We start from the raw sequence: 25,963 nt of genomic DNA, 5'->3' as shown, positions 1-25,963 counted from the left end.
CTCGCATTCATTTTGCCAGCCCTCGTCACGCACAAAGCGTAGTTGGTTTCGATTATTGCCGGACTTCTCCCACCGCCTGGCACTTTCCGCGCTGTTCGGCGCGGCGCTGCTCGTTGTCCTCTCGACCAGCAGGGCGCATGCCGAATTCACTGTCTGCAACCAGACGCTCGACGTAGTCAACCTCGCCGTCGGACAGAAGGTTGACAATGCCGATCAGACCGATGGCTGGTGGACCATCGGCGCCAACCATTGCGTGAACATCATCCGCGAGGAACTGGCCAACCGCTACATCTACCTCTACGCGACCGACGTGTTCGGCCACGCGATCCTCAACGGATCGACCGAGATGTGCGTTGATCGGCGCCGCTTCTCCATCCGTGGCATTGAGGAGTGCTGGCAGCGCGGTCACATCGCGGCGCGTTTCGTCGAGGTCGATACGCTGGAGCAGGTGCGCTGGACTTATTTCCTGACCGGAAACAGCCCGTGACGCACAGCATCGACAGGAGCTTCAAACAGAAGAAGCTGGCGCGCTTGGCCGAGCGCAGACGCAAACTCTGGCGCCACGTTCTTGCTGGCGTTGCAACGCTCACCGTCATCGCGATCGCCACCGGCTTCTATCTTACCAAGGACAACTGGTCGTTCGGCGACGAGGATGAGGAACTGCATCCCGTCGAAGGTATGGAAGACGTGCCGCCCGACGCCTCGGTCTATGTGCCGGCCATCATTGACCTTGCCGGTGACCCGATGTGGATCGCGCTGGCGCCTGATGCGGACAGCGCCGCGAAGGGCCACACGGTTGCGCGCCCGGCCGAACTCGATAGTTCCGGGGCCTCGCCGCAGATCGAGATTCTATCCGACGTGATGCTGAGCGCCAGCGAAAAGTTCATGACGACGATCCCGTCGACGCAGGAGGATTTTGCCTTCTTCCAGGCGCAGCGGCAGACTGCTCCGAAGTCCTCCGCTGCAGCACCAGACGATCAGCAACCGACCTCGCCCGCACCTGCGCCCAACGACCAACCGGGCGATCTGGCGAACGACCTGCAGGCGCCGCCGGATGCGGGCGATATCCCCGCCGGTTCGGCGCCCAAAGCCGACGCAGACGACCCCGAGGCCGGCTGGGGCGAGACCATCGACCAGGGAGAGGCAGCGCTCCCCGCCTTCAAGAGAACCGCTATCGAGAACAACACCACAGCCGCGACCGTCACCAGCGAATATCAGCGCTTCGCGGCGACAGAGGACACTTTCGTGAAAATCCTCAACGACCGCAGCCTGGAAAGCGTGGCGCTCGACGCGCATTTCTCCGAGGAGGACGCCAGGCTTGCGGGTGAGGCGCTGAAAGCGCTGTTCAAGCGCGATGGGCTCGAGGCCGGTTTTGTGGTCGCCATGCGAGGCTTCCGGCCGAACCGCGAGACGACGACGCTGTCGCTGATGCAGGTCTCGGTCTATGCAAGGAACGTCTATGTCGGTACGCTGACGCGCAACGCCGCGGGCGCCTTCGTTTCAGGGGTCGACCCCTGGGTTCGCGAGGACCTCTTCAACTATTCCGGTGCCTCGGACCAGGGGGGCCCAAGCGGCAGTACCGCCTGCTCGACGCAATCTACTCGACCGCGGCACGCAACAAGGTGCCGACCAGCGTGATCGGCGAAGCGATCACGTATCTGTCGAGGGGACAGGATCTCGACGCTTTCGCCAGCGAGGACCAGCGCCTGGTGCTGATCTACTCGCAGACTCCGCGCGGCCAAGGCGAGATATCCGGACGGGTGCTTTACGTCGGCGTCCTCGGTAAGGACAAGAACCTCGACTGCTTCGTCTATCAGCAAAGCGACGGCCAGTATGCCTGCGTGACGGGCGATGATCAGGTCCGTTCGCTGTCCATAGCCCACGGCATGGTCACGCCGGTCGCCGGGGTGATGACGTCGACCTTCGGCCCACGCAAGCATCCGATCCTCGGCACGGTTCGGATCCACAAGGGTGTCGACTGGGCGGCTCCGGTTGGGACGCCTGTCATGGCCGCTTTCGACGGCGAGATTTCGTTCCAGGGCGATGGCGGCAGCTATGGCAATCTGGTGAAGATCACGCATGCGAACGGCCGCGAGACGCGCTATGCGCATATGCAAAAATTCGCCATCGCCGGCGGTGTCGGTACCAAGGTGAAGGCTGGCGACGTCATCGGCTATATCGGCACTACAGGGCTTTCGACCGGCCCGCATCTGCATTTCGAGCTCTACGAGAACGGCGAGGCGATCGACCCGCTCGGGACAGTCACCGCAGTCGCCACCGCCGTTTCCGTCAGTTCCGGCGGGCCCGGCGATTCCGCGGTCGAGACGCTGACCGACCGGATCGTTCACGTCGAAAGCGGCGGCAGCGCCCGCGCCAAGAACCCCAACTCGTCGGCAACCGGCGCCGGCCAGTTCATCACCAAGACCTGGATCCGGATGATGAACACCTATCGTCCCGACCTTGCCCGATCGCTTTCGCCCGCCGACCTGCTCGCGCTTCGCTATGACGCGACGCTGTCGCGCGAAATGGTGCGTAACCTGGCGCGCGAAGGCGAGGCCTATCTGCGCGCCCGCGGCCACCAGATCACCGCCGGGCGCCTGTATCTTTGCCATTTCCTCGGCATGGAGGGGGCGCACCAGGTGCTGGCGGCGCCGGGTTCGTCGCAATTGAGCGCCGTTCTGGGCGCAGCGGTGATCCAGGCCAACCCGTTCCTGACCGGCAAGACCGTCGGCTACGTCATCGAGTGGGCCGAGCGGAAAATGGGGCAGAAAGTGCCGCGCGTGGTGACCGATCAGACCCAGCCGGCGACAACCACGACCGAGGTCCGGCAGACGTCGCCGGAGTTCGAGAAGTACAAACAGGCGATAACCGCGCTGCTCAATTCAATCCAAGAGACGCTTGAGCCAGGTTAGTGACCGTCCCGGCTCAAAAGCGACACAACGATCGCCTGGTCGATCGGTTTTGACACTGGCGGCTGGTATGTCGGCAAATATTTGCAGAGGCCAGAGTGCACCCGGTGAACCTAAACTGTCGTCGGGGCGACATAAGCCTGAGAGCCATTTTGGCCGAGGCGACATTGTCCCTGACGAATTGAGCATGCGCAGAGATCAATAGTGTGCCCCGACGGGCCGGAGGGCTGATCCATGAAACTGTTTGCCATCCTTTTGAGCGGACTTGTCCTTTCCATCCTTGCCGCCTTCGGCGTCCAGGCCGCAACAGCCGAGAGCAAGCGTGTCGCGCTGGTCATCGGCAACAGCAAATATGTCAACGCCGTTGCCTTGCCGAACCCAGCGAACGATGCCCACCTGATTGCGTCGACGCTGCGCAACGCCGGCTTCGAAGTGATCGAAGGCGTCGATCAGGACAATGCCGGCATGCATGGCCTGATCAGCAAATTCACCGAAGAATCCTACAACGCGGACCTCGCGGTCATCTTCTACGCCGGCCACGGCATGCAGGTCGACGGCAAGAACTATCTCATACCGGTCGATGCCGATCTGACCTCACCCGCCTATCTCAAGACCCGCACAGTTCAGATCGACGAGTTCATGGCGGCGCTGCCTGCCGATCCCGCCGTCGGCATCATCATCCTCGATGCCTGCCGCGACAATCCGCTGGCTCGCACGCTGGCCACGGCGCTGCCCAAGAGCCGCTCGCTCGGTGCCCGCCTCGCGCCGGTGGATGCAAAGGCAGACGGCGTCGGCGCCGGCGGTGTCTTGATTGCTTACGCGACCGTGCTGTCGCTTTCGACGGCAACGGCGTCGACAGCCCCTACTCGCTGGCGTTGGCCAAGCACCTCACCGAGCCCGGGGGCGAGATCCAGAGCGCGCTGACGCGCGTGCGCGGCGACGTGACAGAAGCCACGCAAGGTCGGCAGCGCCCATGGCACAACGCATCGCTGGGGCGCGAGGTTTTCCTTGGCAAGCCAGCGGCACAAGCGGCGGCGGCGCCAATCGCCGATGCAGCCAAGACGTCGGCCTCGCCCGCCCCTGAGCCGGTGGCCACCGATCCCCCATCCTGGGAGGTCGAGCAACGCCTTTGGGATGAGGCCTCGAAAAACAATGCCATTCCCTATTACGAGGCGTATCTCGACCAGTTCCCGGGCGGCCGCTTCGCCACGGTGGCAAGGCTCGACATCGACCAGATGAAGGCGGGCAAGCAGACTGCGGCGCCGCCGAAGGGACGGGTCGTGCAGAAGACCCGTACCCTGAAGCCGGTGCCACACAAGCAACAGCAGGTTGTCCAGCGCAGGCGCAGCAGCGAGATCATCGTGCGCGACGAACCGCCGCCGAGAGACAATAATGACTTCCTGGCCAGGGCGCTCATTTTCGGCACCGGCGTTATGATCGGCAGCGCGCTCAAACATTGATCAGAAGGCATCAAGGGGTGACCGGCGTTTGGGCGAGATCCCTTGCCAGTGTCGCTGTTAAAGATCAGCCTGGCGGCAACCGCCTACTCGGTCCTGATGCGCATTTCCACGCGCCGGTTGACCGGATCGTAGGGATTGGCGACACGCGGGTGCGACTTGCCCAGGCCGATCGCTTCGAGCCGCGCCGATTCAACGCCGTTCGCTTCGAGGAACGCTGCCACCGACTTGGCCCGCCGCTGCGACAGGTCCTGGTTGTAGCGATCCGTGCCGGTTGCATCGGTATGACCTTCAACGACAAAGCTGAACGTGCTCAGCCGATTGTCCTTCAGCGCCTTGGCGAACTCGTCGAGTTCGGTGCGAGCCGTCTGGTCAAGTTGCGCGGAATCAAGGGCAAAATTGATCATCATGTCGAGACCGGTCTTTTGTTGAGCTGAGCCAGTCTTCTCGGCCTTGCTCTTGCACTCTTCCTCCGAGCCGACGCAGATGCCGCGCGCGGCACCGAGATTGCCGGTCTGTCCGGCGAAGAACTTGACGATGTCTTCCGATTTCTGAAGCGGATCGGCAAGGACGTGCGTTGCAAGAAGCATGGCCGCCAATGCCAAGGCTGAACTGCCCCATCGCATGACCGTCACTCCTGTCTGAGAGGATTTCGCTGGCGCGCATCGTATCAAATCGGGAAGCGATTGTCTGTGAACAAACGCATGACGCCCTTCGTCACCACCTGCCAACGACTGACGCGCTTGACCGGCGCTCGGCCACAGGCTTGAGTGCTGTTCTGGTGGCTCTCGGGGTGTGGCAGCCATGGCCAATGAACTCAGATACAGAACGGCACGGGATCTGTTTCTTGCTTGTCCCGCCATCGCCAGGGACATGAAATCGCTGGCCACCGGCCAGCCGCCGATTGATTTTTGCCGAGCCCTGCTTGCCGGGCGCGTGCCGGAAGAAGCAGTCACGTTCTGTGCCTACCTCCTGCCTGAGCGAGCCGCCGTCTGGTGGGGACATGAATGCCTGAGCAATCTCGCCGAGTTCCTGGCGGACCGGGATCTCGAATTGCTGGCGCTTGTCCATGACCGCGTCGGCGAACCTGATAATCCCGACCATCAAGCGGTCTTGAGCAATTCCCTGGACCTGCCGCCGGCGACGCCGGCCGCCTGGATCGCCCTGGCAGCGATGTGGCGCGACCCGACCCTCGACATGGTGTCGACCGGATTTCCTGCCGCCCATGCCGTCAATGCCGGAATTCTGGCCGGGCTGGCCCGGGCCTCGCTGGCGGACCGCTTTGCCGTGCTTTCGGCCTTTGTCGAAATGGGCATTCGGATGGCGGAGATGGAAGCGTAACGCCACTCGCCGATCCCTACCCGCCATCCACTATCGCCGGCATCAGTCCGGCATTATCGGCAGCCGCCTTGCGCCCATCTTGCCAGCGCTACCTTGAAGCGGGTACCAAGCGGATGCTGCAGGCGCAGGACCGAGACGTCGTTGGCAGCGAAATTCTTCGCCTGCTCGCAGAGCCGGACCTCATTCCACTCGTGGCAGCTATCGCAGTGCTTGCCTTCCCACACCGACTTGTCGAGGCCCTCCACCGGACTGAAAAGCGGTTCGCTCTTGATCAGTTGGGCGATGCTCTTGCCGTCGATCGCCGGGTCGCCGAACTTGATAGGACGGTCGAAAAGGATAGGACCGTCGGTAGCCAGCTTCGGGATTTTCGCACGCAGAGTATCAAGCGCAAGCTGATCGGCATTCTGGCTTGGCGAAGCGCCGGTGTTGCGTGTCTCGGAGCCGGCTTCAGCTTGCGGGGTGCTCGCCTCGCCGACGATCAGCGGCGCGTTGAGATCGACCTTGTGCAGGACAACCTCGGTGGTCAAAGAGACATTGATCCAGGGGCGTTGCTTGCCGGCGGTCGTCTTGAAGACGTCACTTGTCACCCTGTTCATCGCTTCGGTGATGGAGACATTGGATTCCCCAATGTGCTGGAGCAATGCCGTCGTGAAGGGCGAGTGGTCGCCAGACCCGTCATAGGCGAGCTGGTTGGGACTTGCGGCAAAGGCTACGAGCGTTCCGGCGCCGCCATTCTCGATCGGAATTTCCGCAAGGCCACTGCTTGCACCCTTGATGCCGGCGGTCTTTGCCAGCACATCGGCCAGAGGATTGTCCCGGCATGCGTCCAGAAACACCAGCCTTATGCTTGTCTCGCGAGACATCTGGCGCAAAATGAAATCAACCGACACGGCCTCAAAGTCGAGCGAGGTCTCGTCCTCGAGTGCGGCATCCACCGGAAGCAGGTAGTTCTTGCCTGAAACCTGCAGGCCATGGCCGGCATAGAAGAAAAGCGCCACATCGGCGCCGCGCACCTGCTTGGCGAACTGGGCGACTGTGGCCTGCGTCTGCTGCTTGGTGAGATCGAAGCCAGACACCACCTCGAAACCAAGGTTCTGCAGGCGCTCGGCTATCGCCTGGGCATCGCGTGCAGGATTGGCCAGCGGAGCTGCGTGCTGATATTGCGAGTTGCCGAGCACCAGCGCGATACGGCGCTGGGCGGTGGCGGCGGTCAAAGTCAAAAGCAGGACAATCGCAACAAGGCCAGCGTCGAGAACCAAGCCAGCGCAAAACGCGAATGGACGGGAGCCCACCCCCGACCTCAGTTCGCGTGCTTCGTGGCGGAGAATTCGATGCGCCGATTGAGCGCCTTGTTCTTTGGCGTGTCGTTGGCGGCAACCGGCCTATCCTCACCATAGCCGGCGGCACTGATCTGGCCGCGCGGCACGCCGTCGACGACCAAAGCATTGGCAACCGCCTGTGCGCGCCGTTCCGACAGCAATTTGTTTGCATCGGGCGATCCATCGGAATCAGTGTAACCGGACACCTCTACCTTGAGGGTCGGGCATTTGCCGACGACGCCTTCGACCTCCGTCAGCAAGGGTTTGCTCTTGGCATCAAGCTTGGCGCTTGCCGAGCGGAAGTAAATGGCACCAGTACGGGACAGCACGGCAAACCTGTTGAGGCACTCCTCATCGCTGAAATTGGCCTTCGCGGCGTCAGTGGCCACGGGACCGACATCGGCGGTGCCGGCAGCGACGGTCTGCACCGCGGCCGGCTTGCTGCCGGCGGCAGTAAAGACGAAATCGAAGGACACTGAGGCGGTAGGCACTATGTTCGTCACATTGGCGGCCTGCTGTAGCTTGTCAACGTTCGGCAGCAGGCCAAAGTCCTCCACATGCACCGCAACGGGAGCCTCGGAAGCAACCGAGACCTGAGTGTCACTGATCATGGTGACGACGACGCTCGCCTCCAGGTCCTTGTCGACGCCGTGTAGGCTGAGCCGGAACGGCAAGGTTGCCTTGATCCGGCGTTTGGCCGGCAAGTCGGCAAATGCTGCCGGGTCCACCTTTGCCGTCAGCTCGGCCGTCGGGTACTTGAATGTTTCGAAGAACAGGAATCGCATGCGCACATTGCGGAGGTCAACGCCCGTGTCGACGGAATTGAGATCGAAGCTGACCTTGGCATCACCGGCGGAATTCAGCGTGCCGGTGATATTCCTGATCTTGTTGGTTTCGACGATCGTGTTCTTCTTGACCGACTGATAGGTAAGCACCGAAGCGTCTGGATCGAGCGTCCAGTTCGGCGCGGCATTCGCTGTCTGCGGTCCGAAGACCAGCAATCCCAATATGGCTGCGATGATCAGGCCAGGACGCTGCGCTTTTGCTTGCGCTCGCCAGAATGCAACGACTTCGAACATGGAACGCCCCCGCCAGGCAACCCGATCCTGCTAACGGCACGGCGCAACCATAGAGCACTTGTTCCTGCTTGGCGAGCAGTTCCAGCGCGTTGCGAAAGTCACCTACGATAGCCCTGTACTGCGTCGTGCGCTGTAGAGGCGCTATCCCCAGCCACCGCCGCCGCCACCACCGCCACCGCCCAAGGGTGCAATGACAGGCGTGGTTTCGTTCTTGACCGGTGTGAGCAGTTTCTTGGCGGTCACATTTTTCTGCTTGACCACCTTTGGCGCGGTCGTCGTGCGAACCGACTTCGTATGATGTTTCGTCGTCGTCGGCTCGAGCGGGGGTGCAATGGTCGTGCACCCTGCCATCGTAAGGGATAGGACCGTTGCGACGATTACCTGTTTTAGTGCCGAGCCCACCTGTTGCCTCCATGTTGTCAGAACAAGTCCCGGCGCGGGTTGGCTTGCTCCCAGACCGCCCTGGCTGTCTTGATCAGTTGATCGTCCAACGAGCCGTTCGCCGAAATCTTGGACTTCAGGTCCCCACGCATCTGCTTCAGAGCCGCCGTCTTCGCCCTGACGCCAAACTTCGCCAGCGTATTCCGGGCATCGGGAATTTCGTTATGAAGATCGAGCGCCGCCGCCAAAGCAAGGTAGCGCGCCGCCACGGCCTGGTCCGCCTTTTCACCCCTTTGCATCTCCAGAGCTGCGCGATCATACGCAGCCGACTGATCGCCGCGCGCCGTCGCCAACTCGAACAGCCTTTGCGCTTCTGAGAAATCCTGCTGCACGCCGACACCGTCCCTGTACATGCGCGCCAGGCTGCCGGGAGCGTATGGCTGGCCGAGATCCATCGATTTCTGAAAAAGCGAGAGCGCTGTCTTGGGGGCCTTCTCGACCCCCGTGCCGGCGAGATAATTGCGGCCGAGCAGGTTCATCGAATACATGTCCTGCCGCTCGACGCCCGCCTTGAGGAAAGCCACGGCCCGAGTTGCGTCGACAGGCACGCCATTACGGCCTTCGGTGAAGATGGCGGCGAGATCGTTCATGGCATAAGTGTGCCCCATCGCCGCCGCCTTGAGCAGCAGGTCCAGCCCTTTGGTGGTGTCACGCTCGACGCCGTAGCCGTTGAACAAGGCGCGACCCCACGAGGTCATCCCATAGGGATCGCCCTTTTCGGAGGCTACAGCGTAGAAGTCATTGGCCTGCTTGCGATTGACCGGCATTCCCGTTCCCGTCGCATTGAGGTAGCCCAGCTCGAACACTGCTCGCACATGCCCCTTGTCGGCAGCTTCCTGGATCGCCTTCTTGGCCTCATCGACCTTACCAACCGCAAGCAATGCCCGACCGAGTTGATAGTGGAAGCGAGCGACGTCCGGATAGGCTTTCACCGCCGCCCGGCAGACCTCCACGGCGTTGCTGCTGATCTCATTCGGCAACAAGCCGGGGACTACGCCCTGCAGGTCAAGCGGCTCACCGGCCTCCCTGTCGCAGGGGTCGACGCTTGGCGAAAGCTTCATCGTCGCCGGCTTTGACGACGCGTTGTCGGCCCTGATTTCGAAGCCGACTATCAGTGGCTGGACGGCGCCGATCTGGGGTTCGTAGCGCAAGTGGTCGACTTCATCGGCCATCAGGCTCGAATCCGGGGACAAGGTCCGATCCGGCAGCGACAGAGTTCCCGTTGCCGGATAGCCCGCAAGTTTCAGGCTGACCGCCGGATCCGTGGTTGGGAAGTCCAGCTGCAACGGAACCGGGCCGACGCCGACCGGAACGCGGACCTCACGGTTTTCGATCGCTTCGGCGGCGCCGGCAACGTGAATGCCGCGTTCCACCGCTTGCTGCTTCTGCTCGGACTCGAGCGAGGCCATGAGTTGCTGGCCATCGGCCCCCTCACCATTCTTGACCCGGAAGACCAGGATGCCTTGGGATTCGCCGCCCCAATCGTCGCGTGTGGCATAGGCCAGCATGTCGACTTGTTCCTGGACGCCGGCGCCCTTGGGCACGTCCATCTGCAATCGCGGAAGATCCTTGCCGGCGATCGGCTCACCTGCCGCAACCGGATTGCCGTCCAAAATCAGACGCCCGAGCGCCGGCGGTCTCTCGATGCTGACGGTGACCGGGCCGCCATCGACATCCAGCGGCTCCGGCAGGTCGAGCGCGACAGGGCCGACGCCGGACGGCACGACCTTTTCCAACACGGGCGGCAGTGCGGGCCGGCTGGCGCGACGCATGAGGACGACCTCGTCGATCAGCGATGAGTTTTCCCAAGGCACCTGCTTACCGGCGGTAGCCTCGACCACATCCCGGCGAACGGCCGCCATGACCGAGCGTATCTCCTGGTTCGGCGCCAGCGCGCGACGGGAGAAGGCGGAGGAAAAAGGACTGAGGTCGCCACTTCCGTCATAGGCGACGGCACCGGGCTCGGTGGCGAAGGCTATAAGCGTGTTCAGCGAACTTTTAACCTGCGCAAGGCCGGTGTTCCCAGCAACGATTAGCTGGTCTCGCAACCAATAATCTTTGCGCGGAAACGGTTTGTTGCGGCAAGCGTCGAGGATGATCACCTGGATCTTCGATTTCGTCCTCAATTGCTGCAGCACATCATCGAGCTTGACGGCCTGGACCTCAATGTCGGCCGCGTTCTTGAGCGATGCATCGACCGGGATCAGGAAATTTTCACCGCCGATCTGAAAGCCATGGCCGGAATAGTACACGATCGCCAGATCGGCGCCGTCCGCCGCCGCGAGGTAGTTGCGAAACTGCTTTTCGAATTCGATCTTGGTGAGGTCCTTGGCGACGAACACATCGAATCCGGCCAGCCGGAAGGTGTTCGACACGTCCTCGGCATCCTTGTCCGGATTCTTGAGGGCCGGAATCTCGCGGTATTCGGAATTGCCGATGACTAGGGCCACCCTTCGATCGGCACAAGCTTGGAACGCCGTGAAGCTCGCGAGCATCAGGGCCGCAATGAACGCAAAACACCGCAGCATGGCCATCCTTAACTGCTCATGACCTGGAGGGCACAAGACATAGCTTGCGACACCTGGTCTGTTAAAGACTTCACAATCTGCCGAAACGGCAAGGTCGCACCCGCGATGGATGGGAGATGCAGTTCCCACAACTGCTAAAATAGCCCAGTGACGTGGGCACCGCAATAAGCTAGGGCGATTGCGACCCATCCTGCAGCGGTATTGGGCCCCGCAAGGCTGGTTGCTGCACGGCCGGGACCTGCTGTCATACCCGCTTTGGGAGCCCACCGGCCTGGGCACTCGCGACAATGCTGGTCGTGTTCGTGCCTTGGACCGGCGTTGTCATCGGCGAACGGCACCGCGTGCAGGCGGCTTCGCCCGGCCTTCCCTATTAATTGTGCAGTGCAGCAACGATCTTGCTGTGAGCGCGTTGCACCTGGCGCCCTTCAACACCCGGGCCGAAAACAAGTAGGGGCCGAATGCGAAAAATTTCCGATACGATCACCCGCCTCAGGGCATTACACCTAGAACAAGATATGCATCCCACCTCTTCCACATCCGCCAACCGCCTCTCCACCCTCGAAAATTTTGGCTCCAACCCCGGCGCCTTGCAGGCAAGATATTATCGACCAGCTGATCTCCCGGATGGCGCGCCGCTCGTCGTCGTGCTGCACGGTTGCACCCAGAACGCCGCCGGCTACGATTACCACTCCGGGTGGTCCCAGCTCGCCGAAGAGACCGGTTTCGCGCTGCTCTATCCCGAACAGCAACGCGCCAACAACCCGAACCTCTGCTTCAACTGGTTCCTGCCTGCAGACACGGCGCGCAATCGTGGTGAGGTCCTTTCGATCCGGCAGATGATCGAGACGATGGTCGTTTCCCACCGCCTGGACCGACAGCAGGTATTCGTTACCGGTCTTTCGGCCGGGGGTGCCATGGCCGCCGCGATGCTCGCCAACTATCCTGAAGTGTTTGCCGGCGGCGGCATCATCGCGGGCTTGCCTTTCGGTTGCGCTACAACCATTCCGGAAGCATTTGATCGCATGCGCGGCCACGGCGGCCCGTCCGAGCAAGAACTGCAGCGGCTTGTCCGGAAAGCCTCCAGGAATAATGGGCCGTGGCCCAGGCTTTCCATCTGGCACGGGTCCGCCGATCGCACTGTTGCGTCCGTAAACGCAGACGCCATCGCTGCTCAGTGGCGCGGCGCGCACAAACTCAACAAAGCGCCGACCCATTCGACGAGCGAGCGTGGACGCGGCAGGCAGGTCTGGGCTGATGATGCCGGAGAAGCCAAGATCGAGGTAAATATGGTCTTAGGCATGGGGCACGGCACGCCTATCGGCGACGGTCTCGGCAATGCCGGACCTTACATGCTCGACGTAGGTATCTCTTCAACCCGGGAGATAGCGAGGTTTTGGGGTCTCGCCGATGCCGACAATGCGAGATGGTCAGCGAGGGCTAGATCCGCTTCGTCAAGGTCACCTATGCCCAAGGCTGAGAAGACGCCACCAACATCTCATCTTCGGGCAGGTGAGGAACCGGCGAAGGCCAAGCCTGCGACACCGGCTCCAAATGACTTCCAAGGATCGCAGGCTCGACCTGTAAAAACGATCATCGAGGATGCTCTGCGCGCAGCTGGCCTGATGCGGTAAGTGTAATGCTCGGCTTTGCTCAGCGGATCTCTGACACCCTATTGCACAGTGGAACGCGTCGCCTTCGCAAGCGTTGACTGCCATTCAGCGAGTGGCCGCATGTACCTTATCCAAATCCTGCTGCCTCGAGCCGACAACGACGGCCGGCCTTTCCCGCGAGAAGAATTCGATCGGATCAAGGAGGAACTGGCAAGCCGTTTCAAAGGCGCTACGGCTTATCTTCAGGCGCCTGCGGAGGGCCTGTGGCGGCAAGGCGAGGAATCCGACAGAGACGACATCGTAATCTTCGAGGTGATGACTGAGGAAATCGATCTGGCGGATTGGCACGACCGCCGAACCGAACTCGAACGGAGATTTCGGCAGGACCAGGTTATCATCCGCTACATGCCGATGGCGCTCGTCTGAGGGGGTCGCATCATGCCTTCCACGTCGATCCGCAAGAGCGAATACGATCCCGACAGCCAGGTTTTCTCCGTGTGGTTCGTTGCGAGCGGCAAGCGCTATGACTACGAAGGTGTCCCTGTGGAGGTCTACACCGCATTCCGAAACGCCTTTGCGAAAGGCCGCTTCTTCAATGACCACATCCGGGACCGTTTTCGCTACCGGCTGATCTCGGAGGATTAGCGATATTTTTCCCGATAGGTACCGAAATGGATGACAAATATACCAATGCGCGGGAGCACTTTTTCGCGGCAATCCGCTCGCTAGCAGCGTCTTCCGAGAGCATTCAGACGCGGTTGATAGATGCGAACACACTCATCTTGAACGTCACTATCGATGAATTCGACGGTGACCGAGAGCTCAAAATCAAGTTTGCCAAATTGCTGGATCTTCTCGCGGTCGATCAAGACGATATGGAAAAGGTCGCGGTGGAGACGGCGGCGCACATGACTGATTTTGAGGCGGTAAAGGTCGCGGACCTGATTTGCGATTTTTATTACGAGATCACCTAGACCCCCTCGGTCATCCGCGCAGGACGCTCATCCGGCAATTGGCGGTCACCAGCGACGCCGCGGTTCGGCTTCCACTCTCCTCGTTAAAGGCGCGCACACCGACAATGTGGCGAATCGCACACAGCGCTCCACGGGGCGACCCGTTAAATGGCCCCCGGCGTTTCACCCAGAGCCTTTTTCTCAACCATCACTTCCGCGGATCTGAAGCCCGCCTTCGATGTTCGCCATCAAACCGAGTGGCGAAGATGGGGTCCGCAGGCAATTGAAAAACCAAGTGATCAATTTGCCCTGTTGATTGACGTGATCGCAAGGTTCGTCAGCTTGTTGTTAGTAGCCTTCTCCTCGTCAAGTATCTCGCTCAGTAACTTGTGCGCCTCGTCATGCCCGAGTTCCTTTGCCCATTCCCGCAACGAGCCATACCGGGAAATTTCGTAATGCTCGACTGCTTGGCAGGCCGCTAGCAAGCCTGCGTCCAGGGCCGTCCCTGACGCTTCCTCCATCAGCCCGTCGGCTAGTCCCCGCGAATGGACGCCGCCTAGTGGTGTTCATGCCGGTGATGAAGATCAGGGTAGTGAGGATGCTTGTGTGTCATCGGCACGTGACTGTGCCTGTGAGAGTGCGGCTCGCTTACGGGACCATCGTGGGGGTGATCGTGATGTTCGTCGTGGACGTGGCTATGCTCGTGTTCAAGCGCCTCATGCTCATGCTCGTGCTCGTGACGCTCCGCCAAGTGAAAGTATAGGCCAACAGCCATGAGAGCGCCCGCCACCAGCAGGCGGACGGTAACAGGCTCTCCAAGGAGCAAAATGGCCAGAAGCGCCCCGATGAACGGTGCCAGAGAGTAATAGGCGCCGGTGCGCGCTGTGCCCAGGTGACGCAGGGCCAGAATGAACATCACGAGGCTCACTCCGACGCCAAGAAAGCCCACTGCAGCCGCCGCTCCGAACGAAGATGCTTGGGGCAACGCGGAGCCATAGAGCAGCGCCAGGCTGACGTTTAAGGTCCCAGCCACCAAACCCTTCAGCGTGGCAATCGTCACCGGATCCGCAGCTGAGATTTTGCGTGTCAGATTATTGTCGATCCCCCATGCCGCGCAGGCCCCGACGACAAGCAGCGCCCCACTATTGAGGGTTACGCCTTGACCGGTCCATGACAGCACAATGGCCCCGCATAGGATGGCGCCGGCACCAAGCAAAAGCCGCCGATCGACGTTCTCCCGAAAGACCAGCCACGCGATCGCCATCGTAGCCAATCCTTCCACGTTGAGAAGCAAAGCCGCGCTCGACGCCGTGGTCAGCGCGAGCCCTGACACAAGCAGTACGGGTCCGACCACCCCACCCATGGCAATGGCTGCGCATAGCCATGGAACATCCGATGGCTGTAGCCCCGCTTCGTTCTGAGCCCGGCCAGACGCCCGGCGAGAAAGCCATAATATGCCAAGCCCGAGGCCTGCGCCAAGGTAGAGCAGCCCTGCGAGCATTATCGGGTTCACTGCTTCAAGGATGACTTTAGAGAGCGGCGATACTGCCCCAAAGAGGGCAGCAGAACCGAGCGCTAACGGTACGCCGGGCCAGAGATGCGAGTGCTCCTTTGACATCGCACAACCCTACATCACCCGCGCACTCAGACAAGGCTGTCACTCAGTCACGTGGCAGTGATTTGCCGAAAGGCGACGACGGCTAGAATCGCGCTTTGCAAGTTGAGCGGCGTAGCGAATGGCGAGAACCGCTTCGGGGTTACTCACGGGATAGCTCGCAATGAAGCGTTCAAGTGAAAAGTCCGGAAACTCGCCCTTCAAGCGGGCTTCGATCTTAGCCGCCTCCGCGATTCCACCTGCGGCTCTATGGGCCAGCGCCAAAAATAGCAGCACGTTTGGAGAATCCAGCATACTTCTGCGCAGCGCAGCGATGGCTTCCCTGTGCCTGCCAGCTGTGAACAGAATGCGGCCCAGCATGCCGAAGTACCAGGGTGGGGCCAGGGGATTGAGGCGGATGGCTCGCTCGATGAGCGGCAACGGGGAGCAGAACCAGCAGCTGCCATTTGTCCCGGCCGTGGTTGGCCCCTAGCGGAGGCAGTGGTCCCACGTTCGACTTCGCGCAGGCGGTTCCGCGGAAAACGCAGCGATGATCGCCTCGAGCGAGACATTCAATGCGCTGGAAAAGGTCCGGCCCTTCTGCCAAATCGCAACGTAGTGATAGAGCGCGGACGGCTCCACTGGCCTTATTCCCAAGTGAAACGCAGCGTACTCACGCGCGATGATCTCGTTGGTTATCGAAATGCCTAGGCCAGCCGAAACGTATCCGGCTTCGTGACCGTTGCAATCGAACTCCACCAGTATGTCCGGCTCAACGCCGGCGAAGCGCAGCGCATTGAAGTTCATTTGGTGGGCGGCGAATTGGGGATCGATATCGACGATCGTTTCGCCTGCCAGGTCGTGAGCCTCGATACAGGCCTGTTTCGAAAAGCGGTGGTCGGGATGGAAGATGCATACGTTTCGTGCCGACCCAAGCGGCGCCCACTCAAACAGACTTGGATCCAGGGGCAGCCTCGAGATTCCGAGTTCGGCACGCCCTGCCAGGATGTGCTCGCCGATCTGCTCGTAGCTTCCCGAAAGTGACCGCACATTCGAGGCGGTCTTTGAGTGGATGATCGCCACGACCTTGGGCAAGGTCACGAAACCGAAAACAGAAGGCGCTGCAATCGCAATCCTCTGCTTTTCCTCGTTCTTCATAGCGAAGATCGACGCTTCCAGCCGACCCAGCGACGTCAGGGCAAGTTCCACGTTTCGCAGGAGTTCCCAGGCTTCCTGCAAGGGGACGATGCGGTTGGCTGATCTCTTGAAGAGTGTGATGCCGAGCGTGGTCTCGAGTTGCTTCACATGTTGACTGACGGCTGGCTGGCTTATCCCGAGCGCTGCCGCCGCTCGCCTTGTCGAACCGGCCCGCAACACTTCTCGGAACACCTTCAGTTGACGGAGCTTCAGGTCGCTCTGCAGCAACTCCATCCTTGGGCTCCTTTCCTAATAACGCCCACCCGGAAAGCAGATACCGCCAACCCGGGGAGCAACGAGCCGCCTCAGTATATAACGGTGCGTTTTAGATAAAATAATAAAAATTATAGATTGAGTGTGTAATTTCAAGCGGTAGAATTGGGCAATACCTCCAATTAACCCCGAATTACAAATATAACAATGCGCAACCTTGGGTTATACGTCTGAGTCCACGCGACAAAGCGCCGGCGTATCCTGCGGTATTGCGAGTCGAGGAAAGCGCCCCATGGGTGGTTTTACTACTCAGTTTGTTGTCGCACTCACCGTCACCATGGGCCTTGCGCTTGTCAGCGGCTGCCTAGGTACGGCATTTGGGCTGTTTCTGGCCATTTCGAAGGGCACGACCCTACCCCGCGTCAACGCAGTCGTCACGGCTTACACGACGGTTGTCCGTGGTGTGCCAGAACTTCTCATTATCCTGCTCATCTACTTCGGCGGAACCACGCTCGCCAGCAAGATCGCCGGCCGGTACGTGGAGGTGAACGCATTCACCGCAGGCGTTATCGCGCTCTCGGTCGTCTTCAGCGGTTATGCCACCGAAGTGTTTCGCGGCGCGATTGCGGCTGTGCCTGCGGGTCAAACCGAAGCGGCAAAGTCGCTTGGGCTCAACGCTTGGCAGCGCTGGATGTTTGTCATCGGACCGCAGATGCTGCGGTTGGCGCTGCCCGCCTATGGCAATCTCTGGATTTCGCTCTTCAAGGACACCGCGCTGGTCTCGATCGTCGGCCTGACCGACATTATGCGCGTTGCGTATGTGGGGGCTGGATCCTTGCGCGCGCCATTGACCTTCTACCTTGCGGCCTCCGCTCTCTATCTCTCGCTGACCACCGTCACGCTGCTGTCGGTCCGGCTGGCCGAGCGGCGCTATCCGGCACTCGGCCGGTAGGAGGGAGCGACCCATGAACCTCGGCCTGATGTTTGACGCAATGGTTGTCCTGCCTTCGGGCGTTGGTCTCACATTGACCCTGACGGTCTTGTCGCTGACGGCCGGATTTCTTCTGTCCGTGCCGCTAGCCTTCATCCGCGCGTTCGGACGTCCCGGCCTCTCGCTCGCAGTGCTGGCATACACCTATGTCATTCGCGGCACGCCGATGCTGGTTCAGCTCTTCCTGCTCTATTACGGCCTCGCTCAGATCGAAGCGGTGCGAGCCAGCATCTTCTGGGTGATCCTGCGCGACCCTTTCTGGTGCGCCCTTCTGACATTCTCGCTGAACAGCGCGGCACACACCACCGAGATCCTGTGCCGCGGTCTCCAGTCCGTGCCTAAAGGTGTCACCGAGGCGGCCACGTCTCTGGGCTTGAGACGCTTCCAGATCGCTCGCCTGGTCACCTTCCCGATCGCTTTCAGGATATCGCTCCCGGCCTACGGCAACGAGGTCGTGGGCATGATCAAGGGCTCGTCCCTGGCGAGCACCGTAACGCTGCTCGAGATCACCGGCATGGCGCGACAGATGGTGTCCACCACCTTCGCACCGTACGAGATCTTCATCGTCGCCGGAGCGATCTATCTATCGCTGACGTCGATCGCGGTGAAAGCGATCCAGTTGCTGGAGCGATGGCTTTCGACCGACGGCCATCCGGTGCGACGTCGAAAGGCGCGATTGCGCCCCGCCCTACCTGACCCAGAGATCACGACGCCCCTGCCCTGACCCGCGGGTTTTTGGCGGCCCTTTCCATCTTAACCAACGAAGAGGTGCATCATGCGCATACCCCTGGCTATTGCTGTTTCTATCGCATCCCTGATGTCGGCATTCCCGGCGAGCGCGCAAAGCGAGCGCGTCATTTCAATAGCCTCCGAAGGTGCTTCGCCGCCTTGGGACAGCACCGACGCGAACGGTCAACTCTACGGCTACGATATCGATGTCGGACAGGAGCTGTGCCGTCGCATCCAGATCAAATGTACCTTCGTCCCGCAGGATTGGGACGGGATCATTCCGGCACTGCTTGTAGGCAAGTTCGACGTCATCATGTCCGGCATGGCGATCACGGAAAAGCGCAAGCAGAAGATCGCGTTCTCCGTTCCCTACGCCACCGGCTTCAACCAGTTCGTTGTGCGCAAGGACCTGGGTCTCGATCCTGGTGACATCAAGCAAAAGGTCAACCTCTCGAGCATCGGCGACAAGGAAAAGGCGACCATCGAACGCCTCAGATCGACACTCGCCGGCAAGGCGATCGGGGCCCTGCGCTCGTCGAATTCGGAAGCAGTCGTCAAGGAAATGCTGGGCGATGTCGTGACCATTCGCAGTTATGACAGCCAGGACAACATGAAGCTCGATCTTGCCGCGGGTCGCATCGACGGCGGTCTGGCCGACTATTTCACCTGGCGGGATTTTCTGGAGACGCCTGCCGGTTCGGATGTGGTGTTTTTCGGCCCTGAACTGAAAGGCGGGCTCTGGGGACCGGGCGTCGGCGCCGGCATGCGCAAGGACGATACCGAGTTGCTCACCAAGTTCAACGCGGCCATCGAAGCGGCCACTAAGGATGGGACGATCAAGGCGCTGAGCCTGAAATGGTTCAAGAGCGATATCTCACCTGCCGTCTCGCAATAGGCGGCAACCGACTTCGACATTTGACGTGGCGCTGGCCGAAACGCCGGCGCCCTCCCCTCCTTCAAGGCGAGTTCCATGAAAGACCAGTTCTGCGCGGTCGTTACCGGCCAATCCCTGATCAAGCACGACATTCGTGGCGTCAAAGACGAACGTTTCATTGCGGTTGCGGACTTCCTGCGCCAAGGCGACGTCGTCTTCACCAACTTCGAATCGACGATCCTCGGCAAGCACGGCGGGTGGCCGACCAAGGGCAAATACTTCGGATATTCCAGGGCTGAAGTGCTCGACGCATTGCAGGCCGTCGGTTTCAACGCGCTTGCGCTCGCAAACAACCACGCCTTCGATCTCGGCGCCGGCGGTATCCTCTCGACGCTTGACGAGGTGGAAGCGCGGGGCTTCCTGCATGCCGGCATCGGAACCGACGAGACGGAGGCCAGAAAACCGGGACGCCGCCGCCTGGGCGCGCGTGAGGTCGCGCTTCTTGCGATGGATGCGGGCCCCGGCCCGACCAACATGTATGCTGAAGACCGCACGGCCTTCCGGCCGGCTCGGCCCGGCGTCAATCGTCTGAACACCGTTCGCAAGATGGCGGTGCCGGACGGACATTTTCGCAGACTGGCAAGGTTGGGCGCGCATTTGCAAAGCTCCCCCTTTGAACTGGCCAACTATGCGCAACCGGAGGACCCAGTAGAGGTGTTGGGCGGCAAGGAGATCAATTTCTACGGCACCGTGTTCACGCAAGCCGCCGACTTCGGCCGTCTGATCGAAGTCGATCAGCGGAGCGCGGGTGTCCACCTGTCCGCCATCCGGCACGCGGCGGCACAAGGCGATTTCGTCATTGCCTATCTGCACCACCATCATTGGGAACCTGGTTGGCAGGACGTGCCGCGCTGGGTGCAGACCTTTGCCAGGATGTGCATCGACGCCGGCGCCAACCTGTTCGTCAGCCACGGCGCGCCGGTACTGCAGGCGGTGGAAATCTACAACGGCTCGCCGATCTTCTACGGCCTCGGAAACTTCCTATTCCACGTCCACCCAGACGAAAACGAATGGGATCCACCGGAAGTCTGGCAAAGCATCGTCGCCGCGTGCGGCTATGATGCGGGCGGAAACCTGGCAGGAATAGATCTCCTGCCCGTCGTGATCGGGCCGGAAGCTCAGTCTCTCGGATCAGCAACGGGCAGACTGGTGCCCGTCGCCGTCACGGGAAGCGCGGCGCGAGACATCCTCGAGGGATTCGCGACCCGCTCGCGTGCGTTTGGCGTCGAAATCGAAGTATCCTCGGCTTGCGGCCGCATCGCCCTGCCCGCTGCACGAAAATTCGGCTGACAGGCCCGACCGGCCGTCAGACGGCCTTGCATCCGGCCGGAGCGGATTCGCCGGCCGTTTCGCTATCCGCCTCTGTTTCTGGCAGGGCCAGTTCGTCTCCTAGCGCTGCGATCAGGGCCGAGACGCGACCGCGCACTCGCGGCGGAAGCTTCACCAGTCCCTCGATCAGGCGCCGCCCTTCCGCGCTGGCAATGAAATCCAGGCGCTCATCGACCGGGAGGGGCCGCGCCTCGACCCGGGCCTCATCGTTTCCCGGCAGGCCTTCGAAGAAGCGGCCGACAGGTACGCCGAGCGAGCTGGCGATCTCGTAGAGCATCGACGCACTCACGCGGTTCCTCGCGTTCTCGTATTTTTGGAGCTGCTGGAAGCTGATGCCTATGGATCGGGCAAGCTGGGCCTGCGAGACGTCCGACTGGACGCGAACGGCAGCAATTTGCCTGCCGACATGCTGATCGGCAGGATGAGGGTCACTGTCGATCTTTGGCTTCGGCCCCGTGCCAAGGAGGACGGAGCGTTGCGGTTTCAACAAGGCCTTTCGATACTCCACTAGTCACACGTGATCTGATCGAATCGGCATTTAATATACCTTATAGGGTGCAAAATAACCCTATAGGTGGCGAAGAATATCGGGCTGCCGATTGTGGACCCATGGTCAGTCCACGACAGATTCGAGCCGCAAGGGCCTTGCTTGGTTGGTCGCAGCAGGAACTTGCCGACAAGGCGATTGTGTCGCTGAATGCGCTAACCCGATTGGAAAACGGCAAGGTCGATTCCCGGATCAGCACTTTGCAGGCAATTGAGGCGGCCCTGACAAAAGCGGGTGTCGAATTCCTGTCCGCCGGCCAAAAGGGTGAAGGTGTACGGCTCTTGGATCCTCGTGCTTGAATGTCCCGTTGGCGGAAAGGGTTCGCACAATTGCACTGCCAAAGGTACCTCCTGCTCGGGTGACGAGAGGCAAAGTCGTGGTATTGTCGGAATCAGCCATGATCCGTGTTCGCTGAAGCTTGGGTGTGGGTACCTTGGGCAGATGCTCCCGCCATACGCCCGTCAAGTTGATTGTAATTTGTCTAACGTCAGTCATTTAAGCTGACAGCTGCTCCAAAGTCAACCAAAAAGACTGATTTTAGCTTGATGAGCCAGATTTCCGTGGAGCAATGCAGAGGCGCCAGAGCGATGCTCGGCTGGAGCCAAGCTGAACTGGCGGAATCAGCAAATGTCTCGCGCGCTACGGTTGTGGATTTCGAACGAGGATTGCGCGTGCCACATCGCAACAACCTCGGTGCCATTCGTGAAGCGCTCGAAGCTGCGGGTATAGAATTTATTCCGGAGAACGGCGGCGGTGCTGGCGTGCGATTGGCAAAACGGCGCTAGCGGATCAGAACGCAACGCTTCGAAGGCCCAATCTGACACGAACTTCGGGGCGCTTTGCCCGGGAGCATGCGATAGGTGACATGAAGCGACGCAGTCGAACCGCTATGTCGGTTCAGGTCAAACGCGCTGCCGGTGCCCAATGCGCTACAATTCCAGTCTGCCAATTATGCGACTTTCGAAGCACAAAAGACGAACATAGATTACCGCTCATGTGTGTCGACGTCAGCAGGCTTGCCTCAGTTCAACGATCGGCGGCCATTGCAAATGGCAGCTATCGGAATATTCGGACTGGCAACATCTTGCGATGAGCGTCATTGCGTAACCGACCGAAAGTGGGGTTTTGAGGAATCCGGATCCCGTATCTGAAAATTGGCCACAGTTGCCTTAAAGTCATTTCATGGGTTGCTGTGAAGAAAATCGCTGCAAAGGTGTCGCAGCCAGTGCAAAGTGTTCAACGCCTAAGCGTTCGGGTATCTTTGTCTCGGTCGAAACGCTGACTTGTGGCAAGTTTGCAACTGGGGGGATGCATGGAATGGAAGGCGCACGGCTATCAGGTTGGATCGTCCAGCGAGACTTTCGATGCCATCCCGACGAACGCCGATGAGCTCGACCAGTTCGTAGCGCTGCATCGGCGCAAGATCGAACCCTGGCTCTCGGCGGTGTTCCAGGCCGAGCATCTCAATCTGCTGCTCGGTAGCGGCTTCACCACTGCGGTAGCGTTTGCGGCTGGCGTCACCGCAACGGGTATGGAAACCGCCGGCGGCAAATCCGCGCACGCTCAGGCGATTATGGAGCATGCTACCGCTAGCGCCAAGAAGATGGGACGCGGAAAGGCTAACATCGAGGACCAGTTGCGCAGCGCCATCGCCGTCCTCGAAGGGCTTAGTATCATCGATAAGGCCGCAGCGAAGGCGGTCCGCGATGACGTTAACAAGGCTATGGATGCGTTTCTCTATTCGTTGCTGGCAACCGAGCAGGGAATTGCCGACGCCGACAGCGCACCGGCATCAGCGATGCTTCAGTCGTTTCTGCTGAGTTTTGCGAGTCGGGCCGCATCGCGCGAGCGCCTGCACATCTTCACAACTAACTACGACCGACTGATTGAACGAGGCTGCGATGATGCGGGCCTTAGGATCATTGACCGGTTCGTGGGTACCCTCCGGCCCCTTTTCCGCAATACCCGCATCGAGCTAGACTACCACTACAATCCCCCCGGTATTCGTGGGGAGCCGCGTTTCATGGAGGGCGTGGTCCGGCTGACGAAACTTCACGGCAGTTTGGACTGGCGTTTCGATTATGCAACACGCCGCATTTACCGCGCCGAGACGCCGTTCGGTGCTCCGCAAGACCATCCAAGCCTCCCGGCGTCACCGGTCGACACTGTGATGATCTATCCAAACCCTGCGAAAGACGTGGAGACCACACAGTACCCCTATGCCGAGCTGTTTCGCGATTTCGCGTCAGCGACTTGCAGGCCTAATTCCGTCGTGGTCACCTATGGCTACGGTTTCGGTGACGATCATATCAACAGAGTGCTGCACGATATGCTTTCGGTGCCATCAGCGCATCTGGTAGTCCTCGCATTCGATCTCGACGACCGCGTCAAAGGCTTTCTGACACAGACCCGGCCCGCGCAGGTCAGCTTAATGGCAGGCCGGCATTTCGCGAGCTTGCAGCACCTTGTTGAAGATTACCTTCCCAAACCAGCGCTGGATTATATCACGGGACGCATGTCTGAGCTCCTTAAGAACCGGGCGTTCGCTGATATGCCCGTTGCGTCAACGGCCGCCGCCGGCGCTGGGGCGGGCCATGCTCCCAATACAGGCAGCATTGCATGAGCTCACCGATTGAACGTTTGGCGGAACTTGTCATCGGCACCGTTGAGTCGATTTCCTCGGATGAGATCCGTGTTCTGCTCGACCTCGACGCGCCGCAGTCAACCGCACTCAATACCGGGACGCCAACAAGTTTTCCCCGGCTTAATAGTTATGTGCTGGTCCCAAATGAAGCAGGCGCAACCGTCGCCTACGTCACCTGGATCGGTATCGAGCGGTCGCCTTATCCCAAGCGTTCGGGGCTGAAGGACTTCGGCCTCATCGACCTGCCGTTCCCTCTGCGCAAGATGTCGCTGACACCGATCGGAACGCTGACTGTGCGGCGCGATCGGCGGGCCAAGACAAGCGTTTATGAACTGAGCCGAGGCGTTGTAGCCTTTCCGTCCGTCGGCGATCAGATCCTAATCCCAACCCCCGAACAGATCGCCGCAATCGTGGGCGCCAAAGACAAGGATAGGCGCGTTCGGATTGGCTCATCGCCGCTTGCCGCAAATACCTCGATCATGGTCGACCCAGACAAGATTTTCGGCCGTCATGTGGCCGTGCTCGGGAACACCGGCAGCGGCAAATCCTGTTCGGTGGCTGGGCTGATCCGCTGGTCGCTCGATGCGGCGCAATTGGCGTTGGAAGGCGGGGTCCAGGCCCCCAATGCCCGCTTCGTTATTCTCGACCCAAACGGAGAATACGCGAAGGCGTTCGCGGACAGGGATACCAACGTCCGAGTGTTTCGCGTTCCCCCTATCGATGAACTGAATGGCGAGCGACCGCTGCGCATACCGGCATGGCTCTGGAATGGGCACGAGTGGACGGCAGTTTCATTTGCTCGCCCGGGAGCTCAGCGTCCGCTGCTTCTGCAGGCGCTCCGCGAGCTGAAAAACGGGGAGCTTGACGGGACGCCTCGTGAGGCGATTGTCCGCAGGTATATTTACTCCTACCGCGTGATGATCGACGCTATGCTAGCGGACGGTGCGTCGCGGTATGCTGGCAGCGCCGGAAACCGGCGCCAGTGCGGTGACTTGCTCGACAACATAGCTGCCGATTGCGGAGAGATGGCGGACACTGTGGATGGGGAACATCGCACGACCTTGCAGGAGATCAGCGCGGCGGTTCTTGGTACTGCGAACTCTCGTCGATCGGGGGAATGGTTCAACGCTTTTTCAGTCCAAGATATAGAAAGCGTACGAGACCAACTTCAGCGCTTCGTCGATTTGGTCGAGGACGCCTTCGCTGCAGCCCAGATTACCGAAGACGCGCCAATCCCATTTAATGTCCAAATGTTACCCGAACATCTGGAAAAGATCGCGGCAACCGAAGGCGGCGCACTGGCTGGCTTTGTCAGCACTCTGGGTATGCGTATCCGGGGGATGTTGGCGGACGCCAGGCTTGGCCAGGTCGTGAGCAGCGAACCGGCAATCTCGTTCGATATCTGGCTGAATGACATCGTCGGCAGCAACGCCTCAGCCAATGGTCAGGTCGCGATCATAGACCTTTCTTTGGTGCCCTCGGAGATCGTTCATGTCGTGGTCGCTGTGCTCGGCCGCCTGACATTCGAGGCATTGCAGCGCTATCGGCGCCTCCATCCGGATGGCAAGCCGCTCCCGACGACCTTGGTCCTGGAAGAAGCTCACAGCTTCGTTCGTCGCGGAGCGAACGAAGATGGTCCCGCAGAAAACCCGGCGCAGCTTTGTCGCGAGACGTTTGAAAAGATTGCGCGCGAGGGTCGCAAGTTTGGCCTGGGGCTTATGCTATCGTCACAGCGCCCGTCAGAACTCTCGCCAACAATTCTGGCGCAGTGCAACACTTTCCTACTGCATCGGATTGTAAACGACCTAGATCAGGCGCTTGTTGCACGCCTTGTCCCCGACAATGTCGCTGGACTGCTGAAAGAGCTTCCTAGTCTTCCTTCGCGCCAAGCCGTCCTCCTCGGTTGGGCAACGCCGATCCCCCTGCTGGTCGAGATGGATGAATTGGCCGAGGAGCACCGTCCGCAGTCGTCCGATCCCGATTTTTGGGATGTCTGGACCGGAAAGAGCCCGCGAGCGATCAACTGGTTGGACATTGTAAATGACTGGACTGGAGCATGACCACCAGCGCAAAAATGAATGTCAGGAAGAGTCCGGAGCGGTAGTCTGAAATGGTGCCGACTACGGCCTGGCCGCTTCCAGGATGCCA

22 protein-coding genes and 3 pseudogenes are annotated in these 25,963 nt (G+C 60.5%); 16 read left to right on the top strand and 9 right to left on the bottom strand.

What is annotated here, in order from left to right:
* Positions 1 to 55 precede the first annotated feature (55 nt).
* The 3 genes and pseudogenes from EJ077_RS15735 to EJ077_RS32800 all read left to right on the top strand — a co-directional run bounded on the left by EJ077_RS15735 (position 56) and on the right by EJ077_RS32800 (position 4,369).
* A complete protein-coding gene (locus EJ077_RS15735; protein ID WP_245458429.1) occupies positions 56 to 487 on the top strand; it encodes a DUF1036 domain-containing protein in 432 nt (143 codons plus the stop codon).
* Positions 484 to 2,912: pseudogene (locus EJ077_RS15730) on the top strand (peptidoglycan DD-metalloendopeptidase family protein). The gene EJ077_RS15735 and the pseudogene EJ077_RS15730 overlap by 4 nt, the downstream one beginning before the upstream one ends.
* Before the next feature lie 231 nt (positions 2,913 to 3,143).
* A pseudogene (locus EJ077_RS32800) lies at positions 3,144 to 4,369 on the top strand (caspase domain-containing protein).
* Positions 4,370 to 4,452: 83 nt separating this feature from the next.
* Here EJ077_RS32800 and EJ077_RS15720 read toward each other — a convergent pair.
* A complete protein-coding gene (locus tag EJ077_RS15720) occupies positions 4,453 to 4,956 on the bottom strand; it encodes an OmpA family protein (RefSeq protein ID WP_135864711.1) in 504 nt (167 codons plus the stop codon).
* Positions 4,957 to 5,239: 283 nt separating this feature from the next.
* Here EJ077_RS15720 and EJ077_RS15715 point away from each other — a divergent pair, with 283 nt between their 5' ends.
* Complete coding sequence (locus tag EJ077_RS15715) at positions 5,240 to 5,707, top strand: DUF6931 family protein (protein WP_245458427.1); 468 nt, start codon at positions 5,240 to 5,242, stop codon at positions 5,705 to 5,707.
* A gap of 53 nt (positions 5,708 to 5,760) precedes the next feature.
* On the opposite strand, the gene EJ077_RS15710 is transcribed toward EJ077_RS15715, so the two are convergent.
* From EJ077_RS15710 to EJ077_RS15695, 3 genes are all read right to left on the bottom strand, one after another.
* Positions 5,761 to 6,927 (bottom strand): caspase family protein, encoded by a 1,167-nt coding sequence (locus tag EJ077_RS15710; RefSeq protein ID WP_208703017.1) that lies wholly within the window; start codon positions 6,925 to 6,927, stop codon positions 5,761 to 5,763.
* An 80-nt stretch (positions 6,928 to 7,007) separates the two neighbouring features.
* Positions 7,008 to 8,105 carry an OmpA family protein gene (locus EJ077_RS15705; RefSeq protein ID WP_208695176.1) on the bottom strand — a complete coding sequence of 366 codons (1,098 nt, stop codon included), beginning with the start codon at positions 8,103 to 8,105 and terminating at the stop codon, positions 7,008 to 7,010.
* A 419-nt stretch (positions 8,106 to 8,524) separates the two neighbouring features.
* Complete coding sequence (locus EJ077_RS15695) at positions 8,525 to 11,263, bottom strand: caspase family protein (protein WP_245458426.1); 2,739 nt, start codon at positions 11,261 to 11,263, stop codon at positions 8,525 to 8,527.
* A gap of 269 nt (positions 11,264 to 11,532) precedes the next feature.
* Between EJ077_RS15695 and EJ077_RS15690 the strand changes: the two genes are divergently transcribed.
* The 4 genes from EJ077_RS15690 to EJ077_RS15675 all read left to right on the top strand — a co-directional run bounded on the left by EJ077_RS15690 (position 11,533) and on the right by EJ077_RS15675 (position 13,658).
* The gene (locus EJ077_RS15690; protein ID WP_208695175.1) at positions 11,533 to 12,705 is read left to right on the top strand and encodes an alpha/beta hydrolase family esterase; all 1,173 of its coding nucleotides are present in this window, start codon (positions 11,533 to 11,535) and stop codon (positions 12,703 to 12,705) included.
* Between the two features lie 99 nt (positions 12,706 to 12,804).
* A complete protein-coding gene (locus EJ077_RS15685) occupies positions 12,805 to 13,110 on the top strand; it encodes a hypothetical protein (RefSeq protein WP_208703014.1) in 306 nt (101 codons plus the stop codon).
* Between the two features lie 12 nt (positions 13,111 to 13,122).
* Positions 13,123 to 13,329 carry a KTSC domain-containing protein gene (locus EJ077_RS15680; protein WP_208695174.1) on the top strand — a complete coding sequence of 69 codons (207 nt, stop codon included), beginning with the start codon at positions 13,123 to 13,125 and terminating at the stop codon, positions 13,327 to 13,329.
* A gap of 26 nt (positions 13,330 to 13,355) precedes the next feature.
* Positions 13,356 to 13,658, top strand: a complete 303-nt coding sequence (locus tag EJ077_RS15675; RefSeq protein ID WP_208695173.1) for a hypothetical protein — start codon at positions 13,356 to 13,358, stop codon at positions 13,656 to 13,658.
* A 278-nt stretch (positions 13,659 to 13,936) separates the two neighbouring features.
* Here the strand turns inward: EJ077_RS15675 and EJ077_RS15670 are convergent.
* From EJ077_RS15670 to EJ077_RS15655, 4 genes and pseudogenes are all read right to left on the bottom strand, one after another.
* A pseudogene (locus tag EJ077_RS15670) lies at positions 13,937 to 14,170 on the bottom strand (DUF892 family protein); the annotation flags it as partial.
* A gap of 23 nt (positions 14,171 to 14,193) precedes the next feature.
* Entirely contained in the window at positions 14,194 to 15,255 is a 1,062-nt protein-coding gene (locus EJ077_RS15665) for a DMT family transporter (protein ID WP_208695172.1), read from the bottom strand.
* A 39-nt stretch (positions 15,256 to 15,294) separates the two neighbouring features.
* The gene (locus EJ077_RS15660; RefSeq protein WP_245458425.1) at positions 15,295 to 15,672 is read right to left on the bottom strand and encodes a hypothetical protein; all 378 of its coding nucleotides are present in this window, start codon (positions 15,670 to 15,672) and stop codon (positions 15,295 to 15,297) included.
* A gap of 48 nt (positions 15,673 to 15,720) precedes the next feature.
* The gene (locus tag EJ077_RS15655; protein ID WP_208695171.1) at positions 15,721 to 16,662 is read right to left on the bottom strand and encodes a LysR family transcriptional regulator; all 942 of its coding nucleotides are present in this window, start codon (positions 16,660 to 16,662) and stop codon (positions 15,721 to 15,723) included.
* Positions 16,663 to 16,933: 271 nt separating this feature from the next.
* Between EJ077_RS15655 and EJ077_RS15650 the strand changes: the two genes are divergently transcribed.
* The 4 genes from EJ077_RS15650 (at position 16,934) to EJ077_RS15635 (ending at position 20,585) form a co-directional block, all read left to right on the top strand.
* Positions 16,934 to 17,593 (top strand): ABC transporter permease, encoded by a 660-nt coding sequence (locus tag EJ077_RS15650; protein ID WP_208695170.1) that lies wholly within the window; start codon positions 16,934 to 16,936, stop codon positions 17,591 to 17,593.
* A 13-nt stretch (positions 17,594 to 17,606) separates the two neighbouring features.
* Entirely contained in the window at positions 17,607 to 18,356 is a 750-nt protein-coding gene (locus tag EJ077_RS15645) for an ABC transporter permease (protein WP_208695169.1), read from the top strand.
* A gap of 51 nt (positions 18,357 to 18,407) precedes the next feature.
* Positions 18,408 to 19,256 carry a transporter substrate-binding domain-containing protein gene (locus EJ077_RS15640; protein WP_208695168.1) on the top strand — a complete coding sequence of 283 codons (849 nt, stop codon included), beginning with the start codon at positions 18,408 to 18,410 and terminating at the stop codon, positions 19,254 to 19,256.
* 75 nt (positions 19,257 to 19,331) lie between these two features.
* Entirely contained in the window at positions 19,332 to 20,585 is a 1,254-nt protein-coding gene (locus tag EJ077_RS15635) for a CapA family protein (RefSeq protein WP_208695167.1), read from the top strand.
* Between the two features lie 16 nt (positions 20,586 to 20,601).
* Here the strand turns inward: EJ077_RS15635 and EJ077_RS15630 are convergent, their stop codons facing one another.
* Complete coding sequence (locus EJ077_RS15630) at positions 20,602 to 21,111, bottom strand: helix-turn-helix domain-containing protein (protein WP_245458424.1); 510 nt, start codon at positions 21,109 to 21,111, stop codon at positions 20,602 to 20,604.
* Positions 21,112 to 21,269: 158 nt separating this feature from the next.
* Here EJ077_RS15630 and EJ077_RS15625 point away from each other — a divergent pair, with 158 nt between their 5' ends.
* From EJ077_RS15625 to EJ077_RS15610, 4 genes are all read left to right on the top strand, one after another.
* A complete protein-coding gene (locus EJ077_RS15625) occupies positions 21,270 to 21,470 on the top strand; it encodes a helix-turn-helix domain-containing protein (protein WP_416859524.1) in 201 nt (66 codons plus the stop codon).
* Positions 21,471 to 21,716: 246 nt separating this feature from the next.
* Positions 21,717 to 21,956, top strand: coding sequence for a helix-turn-helix domain-containing protein (locus tag EJ077_RS15620; RefSeq protein ID WP_245458423.1), 240 nt, complete (start codon positions 21,717 to 21,719; stop codon positions 21,954 to 21,956).
* A 527-nt stretch (positions 21,957 to 22,483) separates the two neighbouring features.
* Positions 22,484 to 23,794, top strand: coding sequence for an SIR2 family protein (locus EJ077_RS15615; RefSeq protein ID WP_208695166.1), 1,311 nt, complete (start codon positions 22,484 to 22,486; stop codon positions 23,792 to 23,794).
* Complete coding sequence (locus EJ077_RS15610) at positions 23,791 to 25,875, top strand: ATP-binding protein (RefSeq protein WP_208695165.1); 2,085 nt, start codon at positions 23,791 to 23,793, stop codon at positions 25,873 to 25,875. The genes EJ077_RS15615 and EJ077_RS15610 overlap by 4 nt, the downstream gene beginning before the upstream one ends.
* Positions 25,876 to 25,963 lie beyond the last annotated feature (88 nt).

The sequence above is a fragment of the Mesorhizobium sp. M8A.F.Ca.ET.057.01.1.1 genome (assembly GCF_003952565.1).
GTDB lineage: Bacteria > Pseudomonadota > Alphaproteobacteria > Rhizobiales > Rhizobiaceae > Mesorhizobium.
The sequence above is the reverse complement of the archived record's forward strand: the minus strand, read 5'-3'. Positions and strand labels throughout refer to the sequence as shown.